This is a genomic window from Inquilinus sp. Marseille-Q2685 (assembly GCF_916619195.1).
Lineage (GTDB): Bacteria > Pseudomonadota > Alphaproteobacteria > DSM-16000 > Inquilinaceae > Inquilinus.
This window is the reverse complement of the sequence record NZ_CAKAKL010000001.1, coordinates 888,182-907,952: the sequence shown is the minus strand read 5'-3', so window position 1 is coordinate 907,952 and position 19,771 is coordinate 888,182. Positions and strand designations below refer to the sequence as shown.

The window sequence follows — 19,771 nt, the reverse complement described above, 5'->3', positions numbered from 1 at the left end:
GAATCGGACGCCGCTCCTAATAGCAGCGGACCGTGACGGACCGGTGAAGCCGGCTTCGGGAAATGCCGGAGCGGGTGGATCGCGGTTGCACCGGCCGCGGCCGCGGCGCAGTCTGGCGCCGAACGCCGCGGGAGTTTCCGGACGGACCGAACATGACCGACCATCATCATCACGAGACGCCCGACTGGCGCCTGAACGGGGTGCGCGTGATCCGCGGCACCGATCTCGACCCCAACACCGCCCAGACCCCGGGCATGGACCGCAAGGCGGCGATCAACGCCGCCCGGGTCGGGGCGCAGAAGATCTGGGCCGGCACCGTCACCATCCACCCGGACGCCAAGACCGGCGCGCATCACCACGGCCCGCTGGAGAGCGTGATCTACGTCGTCCGCGGCCGCGCCCGGATGCGCTGGGGCGAGAAGCTGGAATACGTGGCAGAGGCGGAGGCCGGAGACTTCATCTTCGTGCCGCCCTATGTGCCGCATCAGGAGATCAACGCCTCGACCGACGAGCCGCTGGAATGCGTGCTGGTGCGCAGCGACAACGAGGCGGTGGTGGTCAATCTCGACATCGAGCCGGTGGAGAAGCCGGAAGCCGTCTACTGGGTCGACCCGATCCACAAGCATCCGTGACGGACGGCGGAGCGGGGGACAGGGAATGAGGATCGCGGTCGGCGGGTTCCAGCACGAGACCAACAGCTTCGCCACCGCGAAGGCCGGCTTCCCGCAGTTCGAGACGGCCGACGGCTGGCCCGGCCTGTCGCGGGGCGAGGCCATGGCGCCGGCCCTGGCCGGGATCAACCTGCCGGCCGCCGGCTTCCTCGACGCCGCCGCGGCTTCCGGCCACGAGATCGCGCCGCTCCTCTGGTGCTCGGCCTCGCCCTCGGCGCCGGTGACCGACGATGCCTTCGAGCGGATCACGGCGATGCTGGCCGAGGACCTGCGCGCCGCCGGGCCGGTCGACGCCGTCTATCTCGACCTGCACGGCGCCATGGTCACCGAGAGCGTGCCGGACGGGGAGGGCGAGATCCTGGCCCGCATCCGGGCGGTGACCGGACCGGACGTGCCGGTGGTGGCCAGCCTGGATCTGCACGCCAACGTCACGCAGCGGATGGTCGACCTGTCCGACCTGCTGGTGCCCTACCGCACCTATCCGCATGTCGACATGGCCGAGACCGGGGCGCGGGCGGCGGCGCTGCTGGACCGCGTGCTCTCCGGCTGGCGGCCGGGCAAGGTGTTCCGGCAGGCGGAGTTCCTGGTCTCGCTGGTGGCGCAATGCACGCTCAGCGACCCGGCGCGCCGCCTCTATGCGCTGCTGGCGGAGCTCGAGCGCCGGCACGACGTCTCGCTCGGCTTCTCCATGGGCTTCCCGGCGGCGGATTTCGCCGATTGCGGGCCCAGCCTGGTCGGCTACGGCGCCGATCCCGCGGCGCTGGCCGCGGCGGTCGACGAGATGGCGGCGGCGATCGCGGCGGCCGAGCCGGAGTTCGTGCCGGCGCTGCTGCAACCCGATGCGGCGGTGGCCGAAGCCCGGCGCCGGGCGGCCGGGGCGAAGCGGCCGGGGGGGCTGGCCGACACCCAGGACAATCCCGGCGGCGGCGCCGAATCCGACGGGGGGCTGCTGCTGGAGGCGCTGATCCGCGGCGGGGCCGAGGGCGCGGTGCTGGGCCTGCTGGCCGATGCGGCCACGGCCGGGGCGGCGCATGCGGCGGGCGTGGGCGCGGTGCTGGACCGCGGCATCGGCGCCGGCAGCGCCTATCGCGGGCAGCAGCCGGTGCGGGCGGCCTGGACGGTCGAGGCGCTGGGCGACGGCCGCTTCACCGGCACCGGTCCGTTCTACGGCGGCAACCGGATGCAGCTCGGGCCGATGGCGCTGCTGCGCCACCCGGGCGGCGTCCGCGTCGCCGTGAGCAGCCGCAAGCAGCAGGCGGCCGACCAGGCGATGTTCCGCCATCTCGGGGTCGAGCCGGCGGAGCAGAGGATCCTGGCGCTGAAGAGCTCGGTGCATTTCCGCGCCGATTTCGAGCCGATTGCCGAGGCGGTGCTGGTGGTCGAGGCGCCGGGCCCGAACCTGGCCGACCCCGCGGCCCAGCCCTTCACCCGGCTGCGCGACGGCGTCCGGCTGCGGCCGCTGGGGCCGGCGTTCTTTCGGCGGCCGTGAGATCGGTCGTCGAGTGTCGCGTTGCCTATTCCGCCTGGCGAGACCTTTTCAGAGATGCCTCTGGAGGCTGCTCCGTCCCTTTGCCGACGTAAGGAACCCTTTCAAGCTTCTCTGGAGCGGACCATTCTGGCGATCCGTCTGCGCCCTAAAGCCATTGATGGCACGGGGGCTGTATCGCCCCCGTAGCCGGCCTTCGATTCGCGATCCGGTCATGGACAACGGAATTCAACCGGCCCGTCGTCCTGATGCGTTCCAGTCCGCGACGGACTCTTATTGGGCGGCCAGGTTTGGAGGCCCTTCCTGGAGACGTGTCACCAACGGCGGATTCCACCGGCCAGTGAGAGCGTCGGACTTCGGGGCGTAGAGCCGCATGGTCAAGTTGAATGGACCCTTTGGCGCGGGGAGCCAGTTGGCTTCGTTGTCCTTGCCGGGGCTCTCGTTCTGGATATGGAGAGTCAGCGACCCATCCGGATTCGTCCTTAACGGCATCCAGCTGCTGATGGCGAAGCGGTCGAGGCTGTTCGCCACCTGGAAACCCTCCCGATCATAGAGCGTGATAGACCAGAAGGCGTCGACCGGTGGCGCAGAGTCCTTCTCGAACGTGATCGTATAGTCGTATGCACCGTCGAGCGGCCTTCCGCTTTCGTCAGCGAGATTCAGCGGATAGATCGCATCCTCCGGGAGGTTCGCCCCCAGGCCCAGCTGCGCGACGATGGCGCGCTTGAGGTAATAGTTGCCGTAGACCCCCATCGTGTCGGTGTTGATGGACCAATGATTCGCGACCCGGGCAAGGGTCGGGACCTTCCAGGCCATCAGATGCTGCGCCGCCACCGGCGCCGCCTCGAGCGCAGCCTTCACCGTGGGGGAAAGACTGTCGAAGTCGAAGCTCTTCCCGGGCTCGATGCCGATACGCCTCATCTGGGCGATGATCGGCTGGTCGGTGTCGTGCGGCGGGTGCAGCTTGAGCAGCTCGGCCGCGTATACGAAATACTTCCCGGCCGGCATGGTGTCGACCTGGACCTTCGGGGGCGTCTTCATATCGACGTCGGGGTCGATCCTGACCTCGACGGGTTTCGCCGGCTTGCCCCATTCGGACAGGGGCGTGACCTTGTAGCCCGCCTGGATCTTGTGCACGGTGTCGTAGTCCGGCGGCCCGTCGGTTTTGGTGCGGCCGATGACCCAGACATACGGCGTCGGAGCCTCGATGAGCTGCGTGCCCTCCGGCAATCCAAGCTCCTCGATGGATTTATCGCGCAGTTCGGGCCGCCAGCCGGGCGGCGTCACCAGAAAGTTGACGGCCTGCGTGCCCGTGGTGCGCCAACCGGGTGACGCAAAGACGTCGGTCCACATATCGAGCATCGGCAGCAGGTAATAGCGCCCGTTCGTGTCCGGTGCCGAGACCACCACCGGCTCCTTCGTCAGATCGAGCCAGGCGGAAGAATAGAGCGTATCGAAGTTGGGCCGTACCACCGCCTTCATATCAGCGGCCGGAAATGCCGGGACATTGTCGAACGTGTTGATCGGGCCGCCGATCGCTGCCGTGCCTGGCTTGACGTTGGTGAGCTTCTTGCGAGTCACGTCCATCGTCACGAGGGGATAAAAGTAAATGTACGCGTCGACGGCGATGGAATGCGCCTCCTGCTCGGAGATCGGCGGCGCGGGATTCTGAGCTTGCGCCGACGAAATATCGACCGTCGCCAGAACGGCGAACAAAGACAATATGGGAACAAATGATCTGATGATCTGCATTGAAGATCTCCTTGTTCTATATCGAAGATTCGATCACTGAAGAAACTTGCTAATGTCGGCGGACGGAGGATGAGCCGTCGGTCAGAACCGGATCGTGACGCCGACGATCGGGCCGTAGAGCGCCAGATCGTCGAGCGGCGCGTGGCCGCCGAAGTCATAGCCGAGATAGCGGTAGCCGATCGCGCCCGAGACCGAGTTGCTGAAGGAGTATTCGACCGCGCCGAGCACCTGCCAGGTGAGGTCGGAGTTGCCGGCGCCGATATCGGCGTAGCCGATCAGCGAGAAGCCGTCGCCGAGCTCGACGCCGGCGCGGACACCGACCAGGCCGTCGACGATCGTGGCGCTGTCGCTGAAGCCGCGAGAGCGCCCGAACGGGCCCTGGCCCTTGAAGTCGCTGTCGACCCACAGGCTCAGAATGCGGGCGCCGACCAGAAGGTCGACGCCAAGCTTCGGGTCGTCGACCACCCGGGCGGTGGCGCCGACCGTCGCCACAAGAGCTTCCAGGTTCGTGTGGTACCGGGTCCTGAACGGACCGGACAGGTTGCCGTCGGCGCTGAGGGACACGTAGTCGAGGTCGACGAGCAGGCCGACCCGGTCGTAGCGCACCGTGCCGACGATCATGCCGGCGAAATCGAGATCGCTCAGGATGTCCGAGAAGTCCTTGTCGATCGACAGCGCCGGGACACGGCGGTCCCCCCGGGTGCTGCCGCTGACCGAGGGCAGCCAGGCATAGGGCGTGATCCGGACGAACCACGGCCCGGCCTCCGCGCTCGCGGGCGGCGGCGCGGTCATGTCCTGGGCCGCGGCCGGACCGCCGAAGGCGGCGCACCACAGAACCCCGAAGAGCCTGCCGATCGCACATGCTCGTCGGGCGGCACCGGCAAGGACTGTCGGCATTCGGGCTTCCCCTCTCTCGCTTGCGCCAAGTCGCCGTCGCGATGTCATCGGCCCATGGTGATCTGGACCGCATCGGCACCGAGGCTCAGCATCAGTCCTTCCCGCTTGGCGACCAGATGCATGACGACGCCGGCTTCGTTCTTCAGCCAGAGATCGCCCCCGCTCGCGGTGCCGATGGCGAAACCGTAACGGCCCTGGGCATAGGTCCCTGGAAACCGCTCGATGCTCTGCAGATTGTAGACCTCGCCGTGGGCTTCGACCGTCGACAGGCCGATGCCGCCGATGCCGACCCCGCCGACCCTGAACGGGTGGCTCCGGCCGCGGAAGAACAAGGTGCCGCTGCCGCCGCTGCCGCTGCCGATATAGGCGGCCTGGACCTCATGCAGCTCCACCGTGGCATCCGGCGCCTGACCCTGAACTGACGCGGCAGCGCTTCCTGAAGCCTGGTTCGAGCACCCCGCAAGCAACATCGCGGCGACTGCCAGCCCCGCGCCGAGCTGCATCATCCGCCGAGGGCAGGCCGGGGCTTGTTGAGATGTCGAATTCATCACAGCAATCGCTCCATGAAAAAAGTCAGCAAGGTGAGTCAGGGCCGTACCGGCACCGTTGTGCGGATCTGACGGAGGCCGGCTGGACTGACGTGGCGCCGGTTCGCCGGCCCTTGAGGTCGGCCGTGGCTCATGGGCATCTGTAGATGATCTGCCCATAGGCGTTCACGACCTGTACGCAGGCGGGTGCGGGGGCGACCACGACAGGCGCGGCTGTCGCGGCACCCACAGCGACGGCCCGGCGTGTCGTGCGCCGGGCGACCCCGGCGTAGCTCAGCGGCGTCAGCGGGCGTCCGATACGGGCGTGGGCCTGGGTCATCAGCGTGGGACCATGGCTCAGCGAGATCTCGCCGCTCCACAGGAGCCCGACCGCGCCTGCAACCACCACAAGCGGCATATGAACCAGAACCCTGGCGAGAGGTGTCATGGCTGGCCTCCTGTCGCGGCGCCGGGCGGGACCTCGTCGAGATGTTCCAGCGCATCCATGCCGATCTTCTTGGCGTCGGGCGGGAGATCGAGCGCGAATTGCTCCGCCTCCGCCGGCACGTCCGTCTTCCACGTCTTGATGCGCAGCGTGTATTGCGGCGCCGCGGCGATCGCCTTGCTGGTGATGACGAGCTTGCGCGGGATCGGCCGCGCGCCGATCTCGACCCAGAGCTGCCAGTCGGTGTCCTGGTTGCGGAACGCCAGATGCTCGCATTCGATGCCGTCGATGACGCCTTGGCCGATGTGCTTCGCCTCGATGACGTCCGCCATCAGCTCGTCATAGACGCGCGAGAGCAGGAGATCGGCCCCCGGCGCCGAGACCGAATACTCGGTCCGCAATCTGTCGATGAGCTGATCGACCGTCCCCGGCGTGTCCAGCTGCGCGAAGGCGTTGATGCTCCTGCCATAGACGGTGAGCGTCTTGCCGTCGAAGGACTGCTCGACATCGGCGTAGCCACCCGTCCGCCGCATGCGCAGCTTGTCCGGACGGCTCAGCAGCGCCTCGCCCGAGCTGGTGAACTGAATTTTCTCGAGCTGCGGCGTGATCACCTCAATGTCGGCATCGAATGTGATCGAAAGCGTCTTCTGGCTCGTCACATAGTCGGCCATCGCTCTGAGGATGGCGGCGGCATCATCGTCCTGGGCCTGGACGGGCAGCACGACCGACGCGCTCAGCGTCAGAACCGCAATAGCCAGCGCAGCGAGCCGCCCGCGAGAATGGCGGGCAGAGATCGAATAAGCCCTGTGGTCCATTGACGGCCTCCGAGCGACGCGTCGGGTCGAACGGCGTAACGGGCCTGATGATCGCCGGGTCGAACCGCACGCCTCAATGTCAGCGGGAGAGTGCCGGCGGCGGCAGTGCCTGGGCAGGTAGCTGCGGGTAATTTACCGTTGCTGCGGCCGATGCGGCCCAGCGAAGCGGCTAAATTCCCGCCTGAGGAACGTTGAGCCCGGCCTTGCGTAGCCCGTCGATGACTGCGCGAATGATCTCCGGTGCCACGTTCCGGGCCTGCAGGTCGGTCACGGCCCGGTCGCCGTAACCGGGGTTGAGCTTCAGCAACAGGCCGATTTCCTCCGCCGCCTGCTCTTTCCGCCCGAGCTGGGCATAGGCGATCGCATGGGCCACATGGGTGAACCGATTGTGCCGCTGATCGATCTTCAAAGCCTCGGTCAAGGCATCCTCGTACTGTCCGGCCATGTAGTGCGCCAGGAAGAAGCCGAGGCGATAGACCGTCGGCTGGCCCGGGTTGCGGGCGAAGGCTTCGGTCAGCAGCGGCAGGCCCTCGGCGAACTGCCCCGCGAGGCACAGACGGCCTCCGAGATCTGCCAGGAGCTCCGTATTGTTCGGGTTGCGGGCCAGGCCGGCACGGGCGGCCGCAAAGCTCTGCTCGACATCACGCCTCAACCAGAGCACGAGATGTTGCGCCTGATAGCCGAGCGGCGCATCGGGGGCCAGCGCGACAGCGCGCTGCGCCAGTGCCCACGCGCGCTCAAGCGGGTCGAAAGTAACGGAATCAGCGTATATGCCGAAACGCAGCACATCGGCATAGACCAAGGCCAGCGCGGCCCAGGCGTCGGCGTAGTCCGGGTCGTCGACGATCGTCCGCTCCAGGCAATTGCGCGCGGAAGGGTAGAGGGCACTCTCCGTCCGGCGCCAATAGGCATAGAAGAGCAGGACACACTCATAGGAACTGAACTGCTCCGGCGCCTTGGCGGTCAATCCGGTGATCTTGTCCCCGTAGATGGCGCCATAAGGCTGTGCCACGCTGTCGACGACACGTCGCGCGATCTCCGCCTGGATGTCGACGATCCGGGCGGGAACGACCGGGCTCTCATAGGATTGCGACCAGAGATGACGGCTCGTCTTGCCGTCGATCAGCGAGACCAACAGCCGGATTCGGTCCGGCGTCGCGCTGACGCTTCCGGACAGCACATAATCGGCCGATAGCTGCCGTGCGAGGGCGTCGGCGCTGTTCCCCGGGCCGAGCCCCAGGCTGGTGTCGGCGCCGAACACAAAGAGGTTTCTATAGCGGCTCAGTGCGGCGATGATTTCGTGGGTCAGGCCCGCCCCGAGATGAAGGCGGGCGGCGTCAGGATCGCGCTCCTCAAGCTGTGCCACCACCACCGCCGGGCCGCGTCGCATGGTCGCCTCGGTTTGCGCATTGGGCCGTGTGAGCGTATCCAGGCGCCAGACGGCGCCGAGCACAATGACCGCGACCACGATCAGAATGCCGCTCAGCGGAAACCGGCCTAACCGACTGAGCCTATCCGCAAGACGGTGGATCTTGGGCGGTGCAATCGATGCCGGGCCCGTCGGGCCCGACGGCGATAGGGGTGGTCGGACTGAAGGTGGGTCGATCGTCGGCCCCACCGCTTCTCTGGCGGTGAAGGTCGGGACATAGGTGCCTTTCGGGATGATGATACGGATCGCGTCGTCCTGGCCGCCGGTGAGATAATAATGGTCTAGCGAACGCCGCAGCCGGCCGGCCTCGATCCGGACAATTGGGTCGACCTGCGGGTCGAAGCTCTCATCGCGATCGAACACCGCCACGGCGATGCTATAGCCCTTGATGCGATCGGCCCGCCCCGCGAGCGTCTCTTCAACGACATACCGGAGGAAGCGGCGATTCCGCTCAGACGCCCTGAAATCCGCATTGGTGAGAATGCGTTCGAGCGCCTCGCGGATCGCCTCGGCTGGCCGAGAGGGAGAACTCGCGTCCGGCATCACGGCGGATTTCGAAGTGCGGCAATCGTGGCCGCGGGGCGGGCAGCGACCGTGTGCCAGCCATCCGGGAATCGTGATCCCCTCGGACGTGCGGCGACGACGCTCCGCTCGACCTCGTTGCGCTGGCCTTGCACGGCTACGCTCGAGCGTTGTCGGGTTGACGCTTGCGCCATGTGACCGCCTCCCCCGGCGACACCTCGAGTTATACCGTAGAATACTCCTGCTCGCTCGACTCCTATTCTATTATGACTAAGGCAGTAGTCGTTCGGCTCGGCTGTGAACGGCCGCCGTCGGTTCTCGCAGCTTGAGAGGGCTGCCGACGCGATGAAGAAGGCCATTGAGCGGTTCCCGGAACTGGCGCATCTGATCGGCCCCCTCGCCGAACAGAATGAGCCATTTCGCTCACTCTGCGAAGACCACCAATTGGCGGTGGAGACCCTGGACACCCTCATCGCTAGACGTCCGGCGGACGACAAGGTGGTTCGTGAATACCGTACGCTCGTGGAAGAGCTCGAAGCGGATATCGCGGTAGCCCTGAAAAATTGGAGCGGCGACGCAGATCACTAGATCGTCGGTATCAACCCTGCCGAGCACAAGGATTTCGCTTGATCGAGTGTTCTCTTTTTGTTCTAGTTCGGGGGTGGTCGATGGTGCCTCACAGCCGGGACTCCCGCCGCCGTTTCGCCGGCCACGGACGAGGCCACCCAGGACGCTGCGATGCTGTCCCGCCTAGCCGATCTCGCCCTTGAGCTGGCCTCGGGCTTTCAGACTCAGGGCGTCGCCGCCCTCAAGGCCGGAGACATCGATCGCGCCGGACAGGCGGAGATCCGCTTCAGCGATCGCCGTCGACTGGCTGATGATTGGGCGGAAGGATGCCGGCACGGTAACCCGTGCCGGGCGCCGCCGGCTGTCTGCGCCAGGCGTCACACCCCGCCTGCTGGGGCCGGCCTTCTTCCATCGATTGTAACCCCCGTCTTTCTCTCCGTCATTGCGAGGAGGCGAAGCCGACGAAGCAATCCAGGGGCCGGTGCGAGCGGCCCCTGGATTGCTTCCCGGCTCGAGGCCGGGGTCGCAATGACGGTGTGGGGAGTTCCGAGGAAGTTCTTTGTTACTCCGCCGGAGCGTGACCAGGCACGACGCTGCCCTTGCCGCCCCTCCGGAGCCAGCGGCCGAAGGACAGGGCGCCGTGGGTCAGGTCCTCGACATAGAGGTACAGCACCGGGGTGATGTAGAGCGTCAGCATCTGCGACACCACCAGGCCACCGACCACGGCGAGGCCCAGCGGCTGGCGCAGCTCCGCGCTGGCGCCCTGGCCGATCGCGATCGGCAGCGCGCCCATCAGCGCCGCCATGGTGGTCATCATGATCGGCCGGAAGCGCAGCGTGCAGGCGCGGGTGATCGCGTCGCGCGCCGCCAGCCCCTCGCCGCGCTGCGCGTTCAGCGCGAAGTCGATCATCATGATCGCGTTCTTCTTGACGATGCCGATCAGCATCAGCACGCCGATGATCGCGATCACCGACAGGTCGGTGCGGAACAGCATCAGCGTGCCCAGCGCGCCGATCGCGGCCGAGGGCAGGCCGGAGAGGATCACCAGCGGATGGGTGAAGCTTTCGTAGAGAATCCCGAGCACGATGTAGATCGTCAGCACCGCGCCGAGCAGCAGCAGCCCCTGGTTCTGCAGCGACTGCTGAAACACCTGGGCGTTGCCGGCATAGGCGGTGGTGATGGTCACCGGCAGGCCGATCTCTGTCTTGATCCGGTCGATCTCCGCCGTCGCGTCACTGAGGGATTTGCCGGCGGCGACGTTGAACGAGATGGTGACGGCCGGCAACTGCCCCTGCTGGTTGACCGACAGCGGCCCGGCCGTGCGCTCCACCGTGGCGAAGGCGCCGAGCGGCACCAGGTCGCCGTTGGAGGAGCGGACATAGATCCTGTCCAGCGAATCCGCCGACCAGGGGAAGGAGGGGTCGAGCTCGAGGATCACCTCGTAGCTGTCGACCGCGGTGAAGATGGTCGAGATCTGCTCGGTGCCGAAGCCGCCATAGAGGGTCGAGCGCAGCGCGTCGCTGGTGACGCCCAGCTGGGCCGCCTTGTCGCGGTCGACCTTCAGCGTCGCCTGCAGGGCGTTCAGCTGCAGGTCGCTGACCACGTCCTGCAGCACCGACGACTTGCGCATCCCGGTCGTCATCTTGCCGGCCCAGTCGTACAGCTCCTGCTGGTTCAGGCCCTGCATCACGAACTGGTACTGGGCGGAGGAGGTGCGGCCGCCGACGCGCAGGTTCTGCACCGGCACCATGTAGCTGTCGATGCCGGAGATCTGGCCGAGCCTGCGCCGCAGGTCCGAGATCACGGTGTCGAGCGGCGGGCGCTCTTCCTTCGGCTTCAGCTGCACGAACAGCCGGCCGGAGTTCAGCGTGCCGCCATAGCCGTTGGCGCCGACGCTCGACACCACGTCCTGGACGTAGGGCGAGGTGCGGAACACCTCGCGGACCTGGTTCTGCAGCCCGATCATGGCGTCGAAGGACACGTCCTGCCGGGCCTGGGTGGTGACCTGCAGCTGGCTCAGATCCTCGGTCGGGAAGAAGCCCTTCGGGATCGCCTGGAACATCAGCGCGGTGCCGGCGATGGTGCCGAAGAACACCAGCAGCATCACCAGGCGGTGCGCCAGGCACCAGCGCAGCGTCCGCGAATAGAAGCCGAGGATGGCGTCGAAGCCGCGCTCCAGCGTCCGGCCCAGCAAGCCCTCCGGCTTCTCCTCCTCATGTCCGTGCAGGAAGCGCGAGCACATCATCGGCGTCAGCGTCAGCGACACGAAGGCCGAGGCCGCGATCGACATGGTCACGACGACCGCGAACTCGTTGAAGATCCGTCCGACCACGCCGCCCATCAGCAGCACCGGGATGAACACCGCGACCAGCGACAGGGTGATCGACAGGATGGTGAAGCCGATCTCGCGGCTGCCCTTCAGCGCCGCCTCGAAGGGCTTCATGCCCTCCTCGATATAGCGGACGACGTTCTCCAGCATCACGATCGCGTCGTCGACCACCAGGCCGACCGACAGGGTCAGGCCCAGCAGCGAGATGTTGTCGATCGAGAAGCCGCAGAGATACATGCCGGCGACGGTCGCGATCAGCGAGATCGGCACCGTCACGGTCGGGATGATGGTGGCGGACAGGCGGCGCAGGAACAGGAAGATCACCATCACCACCAGGGCGATGGTCAGGCCGAGCGTGAACTGCACGTCGGTGACCGCCTGGCGGATCGAGGTCGACCGGTCGTTCAGCACGTTGATCTTCACCGAAGGCGGCATGTCGGCGCTGAACTTCGGCAGCAGCTCCTTCACCGCATCGACGATGGCGACGGTGTTGGCGTCGGGCTGGCGCTGCACCGCCAGCACGATCGACCGGTTCTGGTCGAACCAGCTGGCGGTCTGGTCGTTCTCGACGGAATCGATCACCTTCGCCACGTCGCCGAGGCGCACCGGCATGCCGTTGGGCGACGCCACGATCAGGTCGGCGAAGGCCTTGGCGTCGTACATCTGCGTGTCGGCCTGCAGGATCAGCTGCTGCTGCGGGCCCTGCAGGGTGCCGACCGGGGTGTTGACGTTGGCGGCGGCGACCGCGTTCTGGACGTCGTCGACGCTGATGCCGCGGTGGTTCAGCGCGTCGGGGTCGACCTGGATGCGGACGGCGTATTTCTGGCTGCCGTAGATCGACACCTGGGCCACGCCGGTCAGGGTCGACAGGCTGGGCGAGATCACCTGCTCGGCATAGTTGTCGAGGGTCGACAGCGGCAGCGTGTCGCTGCTGACCGACAGCAGCATGATCGGCGCGTCGGCCGGGTTGACCTTGCGGTAGCTCGGCGGCGAGGTCATTTCCGGCGGCAGCTTGCGCTGCACCGCGGTGATGGCCGACTGGACGTCGGCGGCGGCCGCGTCGATGTCGCGGTTCAGGTCGAATTCCAGGGTGATGGTGGTCGACCCCTGGGTCGAGGTCGCGGACATCGACTGGATGCCGGCGATGGTCTCGAACTGCTTCTCCAGCGGCGTCGCCACCGAGCTCGCCATCGTGTCCGGGCTGGCGCCGGGCAGGCTGGCCGAGACGTTGATCACCGGGAAGTCGGTGTTCGGCAGCGCCGCGATCGGCAGCTGGCCGAAGGCGACCAGCCCCGCCATGACCATGGCGACCGTCAGCAGGGTCGTCATCACCGGGCGGCGGATGCAGAGCTCGGAGAGGTTCATGGCCCTTGTCCCCGCGCCCGGATCAGTTCGGGCTGACGGCGGAGGCGACGCCGTCCGCGCGCGGCGCCGCCGGGGCCGTGCCGGCCGCCTTCTCGGTGATCCGGCTGCCCTGCATCAGCCGCAGCTGGCCCTCGGTCACCACCTTCTCGCCCGGCGTCAGGCCCTGGGCGACCACCGCGATGTCGCCGGCGGTGCGCGTCACCGTCACGGGCCGCACCTCGGCGGTGCCGTCCGGCCTGGCGACGAAGACGAAGGCGCCGTCCTGGCCGGCCTGCAGCGCCACCGTCGGCACGGTGATGGCATTGTCCTGGGTGCCGAGCCGTAGCGCCACCCGCACGAACTGCCCCGGCCACAGGGCGAAGGCGGCGTTGTCGAAGGTCGCCTTCAGCGGGATGGTTCCCGACTTGGTGTCGACCGTGCTGTCGATGAAGCTCAGCTGGCCGCTGGCGATGCGGCGCCGGCCATCGCTGTCGAAGGCCTCGACCGTCGGCGGGGTCGGGCCGGTCATGGCCGCGCGGATCGCGTCCAGGTTCCGCTCCGGCACCGTGAAGGCGATCCGGATCGGCGTCATCTCGGTGATGGTGACCAGGCTGGTGACGGCGCCGCTGGTGGCGTTGCTGTTGGTGGTGTTGGCCTTGACCAGGTTGCCGGCGGTGACCGAGACGACGCCGAGCCGGCCGGTGATCGGGGCCCGGATCTGGGTGTAGGACAGGGTCAGCTGGGCCTGGTCGAGATTGGCCTGGTCGGCGGCGACGCTGGCCTCGGCCGCCTTGGCGGCGGCCACGGCCTGGTCGTAGGCCTGCTGCGAGACCGCGCCGGTCTTGACCAGCGGCTTGTCGCGTTCGACATCGGCCGCGGTCTGGTCCCGCGTCGCCTGGTCCTTGGCCAGGTTGGCCTGGGCCAGGGCGACCGCGGCCTTGGCCGGCTTGTCGTCGAGGGTGAACAAGAGGTCGCCGGCCTGGACCGTCTGGCCGTCGGCGACATGCACCTGCATCACCTGGCTGTCGATGCGGGAGCTGACCAGGACGGTCGAGATCGGCTCGACCGTGCCGATGGCGGAGATGGTGGTGGCGACCGATGTCTGCTCGACCGGGGCGGTGACAACCGGGATGGGCCGGCCGGCATTCTTGCCGCCGGACTGGCCCGCGGCCTCTGCGGTCCTGCCGCTGCGCTCGATCGCGTCGGCGTTGCCGAAGCGTTGCCATGCGACGGCGGCAACGGCGATGCCGAGGACCGCGACGACCCCCAAAACCGAGCGCTTCATGGCCTGATTCCCGCAGCCGGACCGCACCGGAAAAGGCCTGCCGCCCCCGGTGCCTCACCGACATGTAAGACTTTTGTGCAGTGCGATGGGGTTAATAATTTTCAATGCGACAGATGCGACGGAAAGCAAAATGCCGCACGAGTAGAGGGCTTCCGGCGCAGCCGTATCCGAGGAAAAAGAAGACGGATGGTCGCCTGAATCCTGATCCCCAAGCTGTCATGCCCGGGCCTGACCCGGGCATCCAGAGACTGTCGACGCCCACTGGATTGCCGGGTCAAGCCCGGCAATGACAGCGTGGGGGAAGGCAGGGCGCCGGCCTTACAGCCGGCCGTTCACCGCATCCACGAACACGGCGCGCAATTCGTCGGCCTTGACCGGCTTCGCGTTGCTGCCGGTGGAGGGGTCGGCCTCGGCCATGCGGCCGATCTCCTCGGCCCGGTTGTCGCCGATGCCGATCTCCTTCAGCGTGTGCGGGATGCCGATCTCACGGCGCAGGTCCAGCACCCACACCAGCACGGTGTCGAAGCTGGGCTTCGACAGGCCGATAGTGCGGCCCAGGCGCTCCATCCGATCCTCGATGGCGTCGCGGTTGTGGACCATGCAGTAGGGCATCAGGATGCCGTTCAGCAGGCCGTGATGGGCGTCGTACAGCGCGCCGAGCGGATGGGCGAGGGAGTGGATCGACCCCAGCCCCTTCTGGAAGGCGGTGGCGCCCATGCTGGCGGCGACCAGCATGTTGCCGCGCGCCTCCAGGTCCTTGCCGTCCCTGACCGCGACCGGCAGCCATTCCCGGATCAGGCGCATACCCTCCAGCGCGATGCCGTCGGCCATCGGGTGGAAGCCGGGGGCGCAGAACGCCTCCAGGCAATGGGCCAGCGCGTCCATGCCGGTGGCGGCGGTGACATGCGGCGGCAGGCCGACGGTCAGCTCCGGATCGGCGATCACGACGACCGGCATCATCTTCGGGTGGAAGATGATGCGCTTCACATGCGCCTCCTCGTCGGTGATGACGCCGGCGCGCCCGACCTCCGACCCTGTGCCGGCGGTGGTCGGGATCGCGATCACCGGGGCGATCCTCGACGCGTCGGCGCGGGTCCACCAGTCGCCGATATCCTCGAAATCCCACAGCGGGCGCGACTGGCCGGCGTGGAAGGCGATGGCCTTGCCGGCGTCCAGCGGGCTGCCGCCGCCGAAGGCGATGACGCCGTCATGGCCGCCGGCCTTGTAGGCGGCGACGCCGTCGGCGACGTTCTTCCCGGTCGGGTTCGGCTTGACGTCGCTGAACACGGCGGTCGGGATGCCGGCGGCCTCGTTGGCGGCCACGGCGTCCGTGATCATCGCCAGCTTCGCCAAGCCGGGATCGGTGACCAGCAGCGGCCGCGTCAGGCCATGGGCCTTGCACAGGTCCGGCAGCTCCTTGATCCGGCCGGGGCCGAACTTCACCGCGGTCGGGTAGTTCCAGTTGCCTTTGAGCATTCTTGGTCTCGCGGAAAAGGGCGCCGGTCAGGGAAGCCGCAGGTGGAAGGATTTCGGCCGGGTCAGGTAGTCGTAGCCGAGGGTCGAGAGGGTGCAGCCGCGGCCGGAGTCCTTGACGCCGGTCCAGGCCAGGGCCGGGTCCAGATAGTCGCAGCGGTTCAGGAACCAGGTGCCGGTCGCCACCTGGTCGCCGATGGCGATGGCGGCGTCGACGTCGCGGGTGAAGACAGATGCGGTCAGGCCGTAGGGGCTGTCGTTCATCAGCCGCACCGCTTCCTCGTCCGACGCCACCTTCATGATGCCGACGACGGGGCCGAAGCTCTCCTCGGTCATCACCCGCATCGAATGGTCGACCTGGGTCAGGATCTGCGGCGCCAGATAGGGCGTGCCGGGCTTGTCCGCCGCGAAGCCCTTGGCGTCGATCAGGGCGCGAGCGCCCTGGCGCACCGCCTCCGCGGTCTGGCCGCGCACGAAGTCGGCGGCGGAGGCCCGGACCATAGGGCCGAGGGTGGTCGCCTCTTCGGTCGGGTCGCCCAGCACGTATTGCTTGGTCAGCTCGACCGCGCCTTCGACGAAGGCATCGTAGACCGAGGCGTGGACATAGATCCGCTCGATGCCGCAGCAGGACTGGCCGGAGTTGAAGAAGGCGCCGTCCACCAGCGTCTCGACCGCGTGCTTCAGGTCGGCGTCGGCGCGGACATAGCCGGGGTCCTTGCCGCCGAGCTCGAGCCCGACGCCGACGAAGCGGCCGGCGGCGGCGTCCTCGACCGCGCGGCCGCCGGGCACCGAGCCGGTGAAGGCGACGAAGTCGACCGCGCCGCTGCCGATCATCTTCGCCGTGGTGTCGTGGTCGGCATGGATGTGCTGGAACACGCCCGGCGGCAGGTCCCGCAGCGCCTCGGCGAAGCGCTCGGCGCACAGCGGCGTCTGGTGCGAATGCTTCAGGATCACCGCATTGCCGGCCATCAGCGCCGGGACCACGGCGTTGACCGCGGTCAGATACGGGTAGTTCCAGGGGGCGACGACGAAGACGGTGCCCAGCGGCTCGCGCCGGATGAAGCGGCGGAAGCCTTCCTTCGGCCCGACATCGATGTCGGCCAGCGCGCCTTCGGCCACCGAGATCATGTAGCGCGCCCGCTCCTCGAAGCCGCGGACCTCGCCGGGGGTGTAGCGGACCGGCCGGCCCATCTGCCAGGTGATCTCGCGCGCGATCTCCGGCCCGGCGGCGACGAAGGCGTCGACCGCGGCGGACAGGAGACGCGCCCGCTCCGACACCGGCACGCGCCGCCATTCGGCCTGGGCGGTGCGGGCGCGGGCCAGCGCCGCCTCGGCCTCGGCGGGCGTCGCCAGCGGCCGCTCGACATAGATGCCGCCGTTCACCGGCGTGATGGTCTTCAGAACCTGGGTCATTCGGGATCTCGGGACTGCCTCTCTGCGGCGCGCATCTTGCGGCCATCGTCCCGGATTTCCCAAGAGGGATCGCGACCCGCCCCGGGCCGCGTCCCGCGCATGGCCGGCCGTCAGGTCGCCGGCTTGATCGGCACCGGCCGGGTCATCAGGTCGACATAGAGGTCGAAGAAGCGGCGGTTGTCGAACTGCTTCCCCCCCTTGATCTTCTGCAGCAGCTTCGTCGGCTGCTCCTGCCAATAACCGAAGGTGCGGCCGTAGCCGGGGCCGAAGGCGATGTCGACGTCGACGAACAGGTCCTCGACCCTGGTCGCGTAGCCGGGGTCGACCAGATAGGCGAGGGCCAGCGTGTCGAAGACGTTGACCGTCGCCTTCGGGTCCCCGGCGAAGGCCTTCGCCATCCAGCTGTCCTTGAACAGTGCCGGGATCGGGCCGCCGGCGGCCATGATGCGGTCGAAATCCGCCTTGCCGAGCTGGGTGATGTCGGTGACGTCGAGCGGGATGATCGCCTGGTCGATCGGCTCGCGCATGACGATGCGCGCGGCCTCGGGGTCGATCCAGACGTTCATCTCGGCGGCCGGGGTGGTGTTGCCGCGGACGTCGAAGGCGCCGGCCATGTAGACGATCTTCTTGATCAGCGGCACGATCTCCGGGTTCTTGCGCACCGCCAGCGCGATGTTGGTCGCCGGGCCGATCACCAGCAGCGACACCTCGTGCGGGTTGGCCTTGACCGTGTCGACGATGAAGTCGACCGCGTCCCGGTCCTGCAGCTTCGCCGTCCGGGCAAAGCCGTCCGGCGGCGCCACCAGATCGGCATCGGCCGGCTGCGGCCGGTGGAAGGCGGTCTTGTAGCTCTCGCCGAAGCCGAACAGGGTGCGCTCGCTCTCGAAGCTCTCGGGATCGTGCACCAGCGGCAGGTTGGCGCCGGCATGGACGCCGACCTTGTCGGCGACCCCTAGGCGCTCGACCGCGCGCAGCGCGTCCGCCACCTCCTGCTTCAGCCAGTTGTTGCCGGTCACCACGGTGACGCCCAGCAGGTCGATCACGCCCTGGCGGTCGAGCTGCGCGGCCATGATCAGGACCTGGCCGTCATCCCCGGCGGTGCTGAAATCGGTGTCGAGGATGACCTTCTCGGCGGCCACGGCCGGTGCCGCGGCCAGCGCCCATGCCACCACGGCGGCGGCGATCCATCGCTGCATTGCTGTGTCTCCTCCTGCGCGGACCTGCGTCCTTCGATCCGAGTCGCCGGCGATCCGCTGTCCCACGATGGCACGACCGGCCGCCGGCTGCAGCGCGGATGGTGATCGGACGCGATGGATCGGCTCGGCGACTCGGTGCCGGCCGACGACGACCTCGTGCTGTGGCTGATCAAGCGGCTGTGAGCGCCCAAAAGGCCGGCATCGGCCTCGGAAAAGGGCAAAATTTGGGCAAATCTCTCTGTGACCAATTTTTAATCTGATTTCGCTTGCAGCGGCCGCCGCGACATGCTTATGTTGCAGTGCGATATGCAGTGATGAGCTGCTGTCGTAACGCACTTCTTGGGCGTTTCCTCCCTAAACTCGGGCCGCAGCGATGCGGCCTGTTTTTCTTTGGGGGCAGGCTGGCCCGCATTTCTCACACTCCCTATGCCCTGCGCCGGTTCAAAATGCCGACGGGGCAGGAGAGCGACGCAGCGCGATGCCTTTGCATCGGGCAAGCCGTTCGACGCACCCTGTCGGCATTTTCAACCGGCCCGAAGGGTCGTCTTGCGGCGGCCGCCTGCGGGAGCGGGCCGCTCAACCGTATGTCCCCTATACGCTTTTCGCGTCCCGCCCCCGCATCCGACTCGCCGCAAGGCGACGCAGGGCGTAGGGGGTGTGAGAATTCCAGGCTGGCCCCGATCCGCCGCTCAGCTTCGGGCCGAAGCCGTCACGAAGGCGGCGAGCTCCCGCCCGAACCGGGCCGGCTCCTCATAGAAGGGGCTGTGGCCGCTCTCCGCATAGACCGACAGGCGGCTGCCGGGATGCAGCGCCTTGATCCGCTCCGACATCGCCAGGCGGACCAGCCGGTCATGCACGCCATGCGTCAGCAGGATCGGCCCGGCATAAGCCTGGAAGACGGGTTCGAGGTCGGGCGTGTCCGTCCGGACGAAGCCTTCGCCGACCGCCCTCGGGGTCATGCCGTTGACGACCAGCATGTGCTGCAGCTCGGCCTCCGTCGGCCGCTGGTGGAAGCAGGCTTCGAGGAAGCGCGCCGTCTCCGCCGTCCGTTCGGCCAGGTCGGGCGAGGTGGTGCTGCGGGCGAAGGTGCCAGCCAGCGGCGTCAGCAGCTCCGGCGACAGCTTGCTCACCGCGTCGACCAGGTTGATCCCCGCGACCCGCGCGCCGCCATATTTCCGCAGATAGGCGCCGGCCACGTAGCCGCCGAGCGACCAGCCCACCAGGACAGGGCGGCGCAGCTTGGCGCCGGCGATCGCGGCGGCGACGTCGTCCGCCCACAGATCGGCATCCGCATAGGCGTCGGGGGAGGGCGGCTTGTCCGAATCGCCATGGCCGCGCAGGTCGAAGCGGACCAGGCGGAAGCCGGCCAATGCCGGATCGGCGAACTGCTTGTCCCAGCTCAGCCGGCTCTGGCGCAGGCCGTGGATGAACAGGATCTCGGGCGCCTGCGGGTCGCCCTGCGCGTCGCCCGTCAGCACCGTGCCGTCCGAGGACCGGACGGAGAACGTTTCCCGCGGCTGCGGCGCCGCGAATCCGAATCTGGCTTGGACGGCCAGGGTGGCGAAGCCGGCGGCGCCGGCCAGGAAGCTGCGTCGTGAGGGGTTCATCAGTGCCATCCAT

General features: G+C 67.8%; 16 protein-coding genes. 3 read left to right on the top strand and 13 right to left on the bottom strand.

The genetic code is table 11. The annotated features are described in order from the left end of the window. Positions 1 to 152 precede the first annotated feature (152 nt). Both LG391_RS04270 and LG391_RS04265 read left to right on the top strand, forming a co-directional pair. Complete coding sequence (locus tag LG391_RS04270) at positions 153 to 632, top strand: cupin domain-containing protein (protein WP_225766723.1); 480 nt, start codon at positions 153 to 155, stop codon at positions 630 to 632. A gap of 25 nt (positions 633 to 657) precedes the next feature. Next, positions 658 to 2,160 carry a M81 family metallopeptidase gene (locus LG391_RS04265; RefSeq protein ID WP_225766722.1) on the top strand — a complete coding sequence of 501 codons (1,503 nt, stop codon included), beginning with the start codon at positions 658 to 660 and terminating at the stop codon, positions 2,158 to 2,160. A 270-nt stretch (positions 2,161 to 2,430) separates the two neighbouring features. Here LG391_RS04265 and LG391_RS04260 read toward each other — a convergent pair whose 3' ends face one another. From LG391_RS04260 to LG391_RS04235, 6 genes are all read right to left on the bottom strand, one after another. Then, positions 2,431 to 3,909 carry a DUF1254 domain-containing protein gene (locus tag LG391_RS04260; RefSeq protein WP_225766721.1) on the bottom strand — a complete coding sequence of 493 codons (1,479 nt, stop codon included), beginning with the start codon at positions 3,907 to 3,909 and terminating at the stop codon, positions 2,431 to 2,433. Positions 3,910 to 3,990: 81 nt separating this feature from the next. After that, positions 3,991 to 4,701, bottom strand: coding sequence for a hypothetical protein (locus LG391_RS04255; protein ID WP_225766720.1), 711 nt, complete (start codon positions 4,699 to 4,701; stop codon positions 3,991 to 3,993). Positions 4,702 to 4,850: 149 nt separating this feature from the next. Further along, positions 4,851 to 5,198, bottom strand: a complete 348-nt coding sequence (locus LG391_RS04250) for a hypothetical protein (protein WP_225766719.1) — start codon at positions 5,196 to 5,198, stop codon at positions 4,851 to 4,853. A 286-nt stretch (positions 5,199 to 5,484) separates the two neighbouring features. Continuing rightward, positions 5,485 to 5,781: a hypothetical protein gene (locus LG391_RS04245; protein WP_225766718.1), complete on the bottom strand. Its 297-nt coding sequence runs from the start codon at positions 5,779 to 5,781 to the stop codon at positions 5,485 to 5,487. After that, on the bottom strand, positions 5,778 to 6,593 hold the full coding sequence (locus tag LG391_RS04240) for a DUF2092 domain-containing protein (RefSeq protein ID WP_225766717.1): 816 nt from the start codon (positions 6,591 to 6,593) through the stop codon (positions 5,778 to 5,780). Before LG391_RS04240 ends, LG391_RS04245 begins: the two co-directional genes overlap by 4 nt. Before the next feature lie 169 nt (positions 6,594 to 6,762). Continuing rightward, positions 6,763 to 8,568 carry a hypothetical protein gene (locus tag LG391_RS04235; RefSeq protein ID WP_225766716.1) on the bottom strand — a complete coding sequence of 602 codons (1,806 nt, stop codon included), beginning with the start codon at positions 8,566 to 8,568 and terminating at the stop codon, positions 6,763 to 6,765. A 321-nt stretch (positions 8,569 to 8,889) separates the two neighbouring features. Here LG391_RS04235 and LG391_RS04230 point away from each other — a divergent pair, with 321 nt between their 5' ends. Then, entirely contained in the window at positions 8,890 to 9,132 is a 243-nt protein-coding gene (locus tag LG391_RS04230; RefSeq protein WP_225766715.1) for a hypothetical protein, read from the top strand. A 162-nt stretch (positions 9,133 to 9,294) separates the two neighbouring features. Here the strand turns inward: LG391_RS04230 and LG391_RS04225 are convergent, their stop codons facing one another. From LG391_RS04225 to LG391_RS04195, 7 genes are all read right to left on the bottom strand, one after another. Next, positions 9,295 to 9,447: a hypothetical protein gene (locus tag LG391_RS04225; protein ID WP_225766714.1), complete on the bottom strand. Its 153-nt coding sequence runs from the start codon at positions 9,445 to 9,447 to the stop codon at positions 9,295 to 9,297. Between the two features lie 226 nt (positions 9,448 to 9,673). Continuing rightward, positions 9,674 to 12,805, bottom strand: a complete 3,132-nt coding sequence (locus tag LG391_RS04220; protein WP_225766713.1) for an efflux RND transporter permease subunit — start codon at positions 12,803 to 12,805, stop codon at positions 9,674 to 9,676. Positions 12,806 to 12,827: 22 nt separating this feature from the next. Continuing rightward, the gene (locus LG391_RS04215; protein ID WP_225766712.1) at positions 12,828 to 14,069 is read right to left on the bottom strand and encodes an efflux RND transporter periplasmic adaptor subunit; all 1,242 of its coding nucleotides are present in this window, start codon (positions 14,067 to 14,069) and stop codon (positions 12,828 to 12,830) included. A 318-nt stretch (positions 14,070 to 14,387) separates the two neighbouring features. Next, a complete protein-coding gene (locus LG391_RS04210; protein ID WP_225766711.1) occupies positions 14,388 to 15,545 on the bottom strand; it encodes an iron-containing alcohol dehydrogenase in 1,158 nt (385 codons plus the stop codon). Positions 15,546 to 15,572: 27 nt separating this feature from the next. Further along, positions 15,573 to 16,955, bottom strand: a complete 1,383-nt coding sequence (locus LG391_RS04205) for an aldehyde dehydrogenase family protein (protein ID WP_225766710.1) — start codon at positions 16,953 to 16,955, stop codon at positions 15,573 to 15,575. Between the two features lie 110 nt (positions 16,956 to 17,065). Then, entirely contained in the window at positions 17,066 to 18,151 is a 1,086-nt protein-coding gene (locus tag LG391_RS04200) for a nucleoside hydrolase (protein ID WP_225766709.1), read from the bottom strand. A 689-nt stretch (positions 18,152 to 18,840) separates the two neighbouring features. Further along, a complete protein-coding gene (locus LG391_RS04195; RefSeq protein ID WP_225766708.1) occupies positions 18,841 to 19,758 on the bottom strand; it encodes an alpha/beta fold hydrolase in 918 nt (305 codons plus the stop codon). Between the last annotated feature and the right edge of the window lie 13 nt (positions 19,759 to 19,771).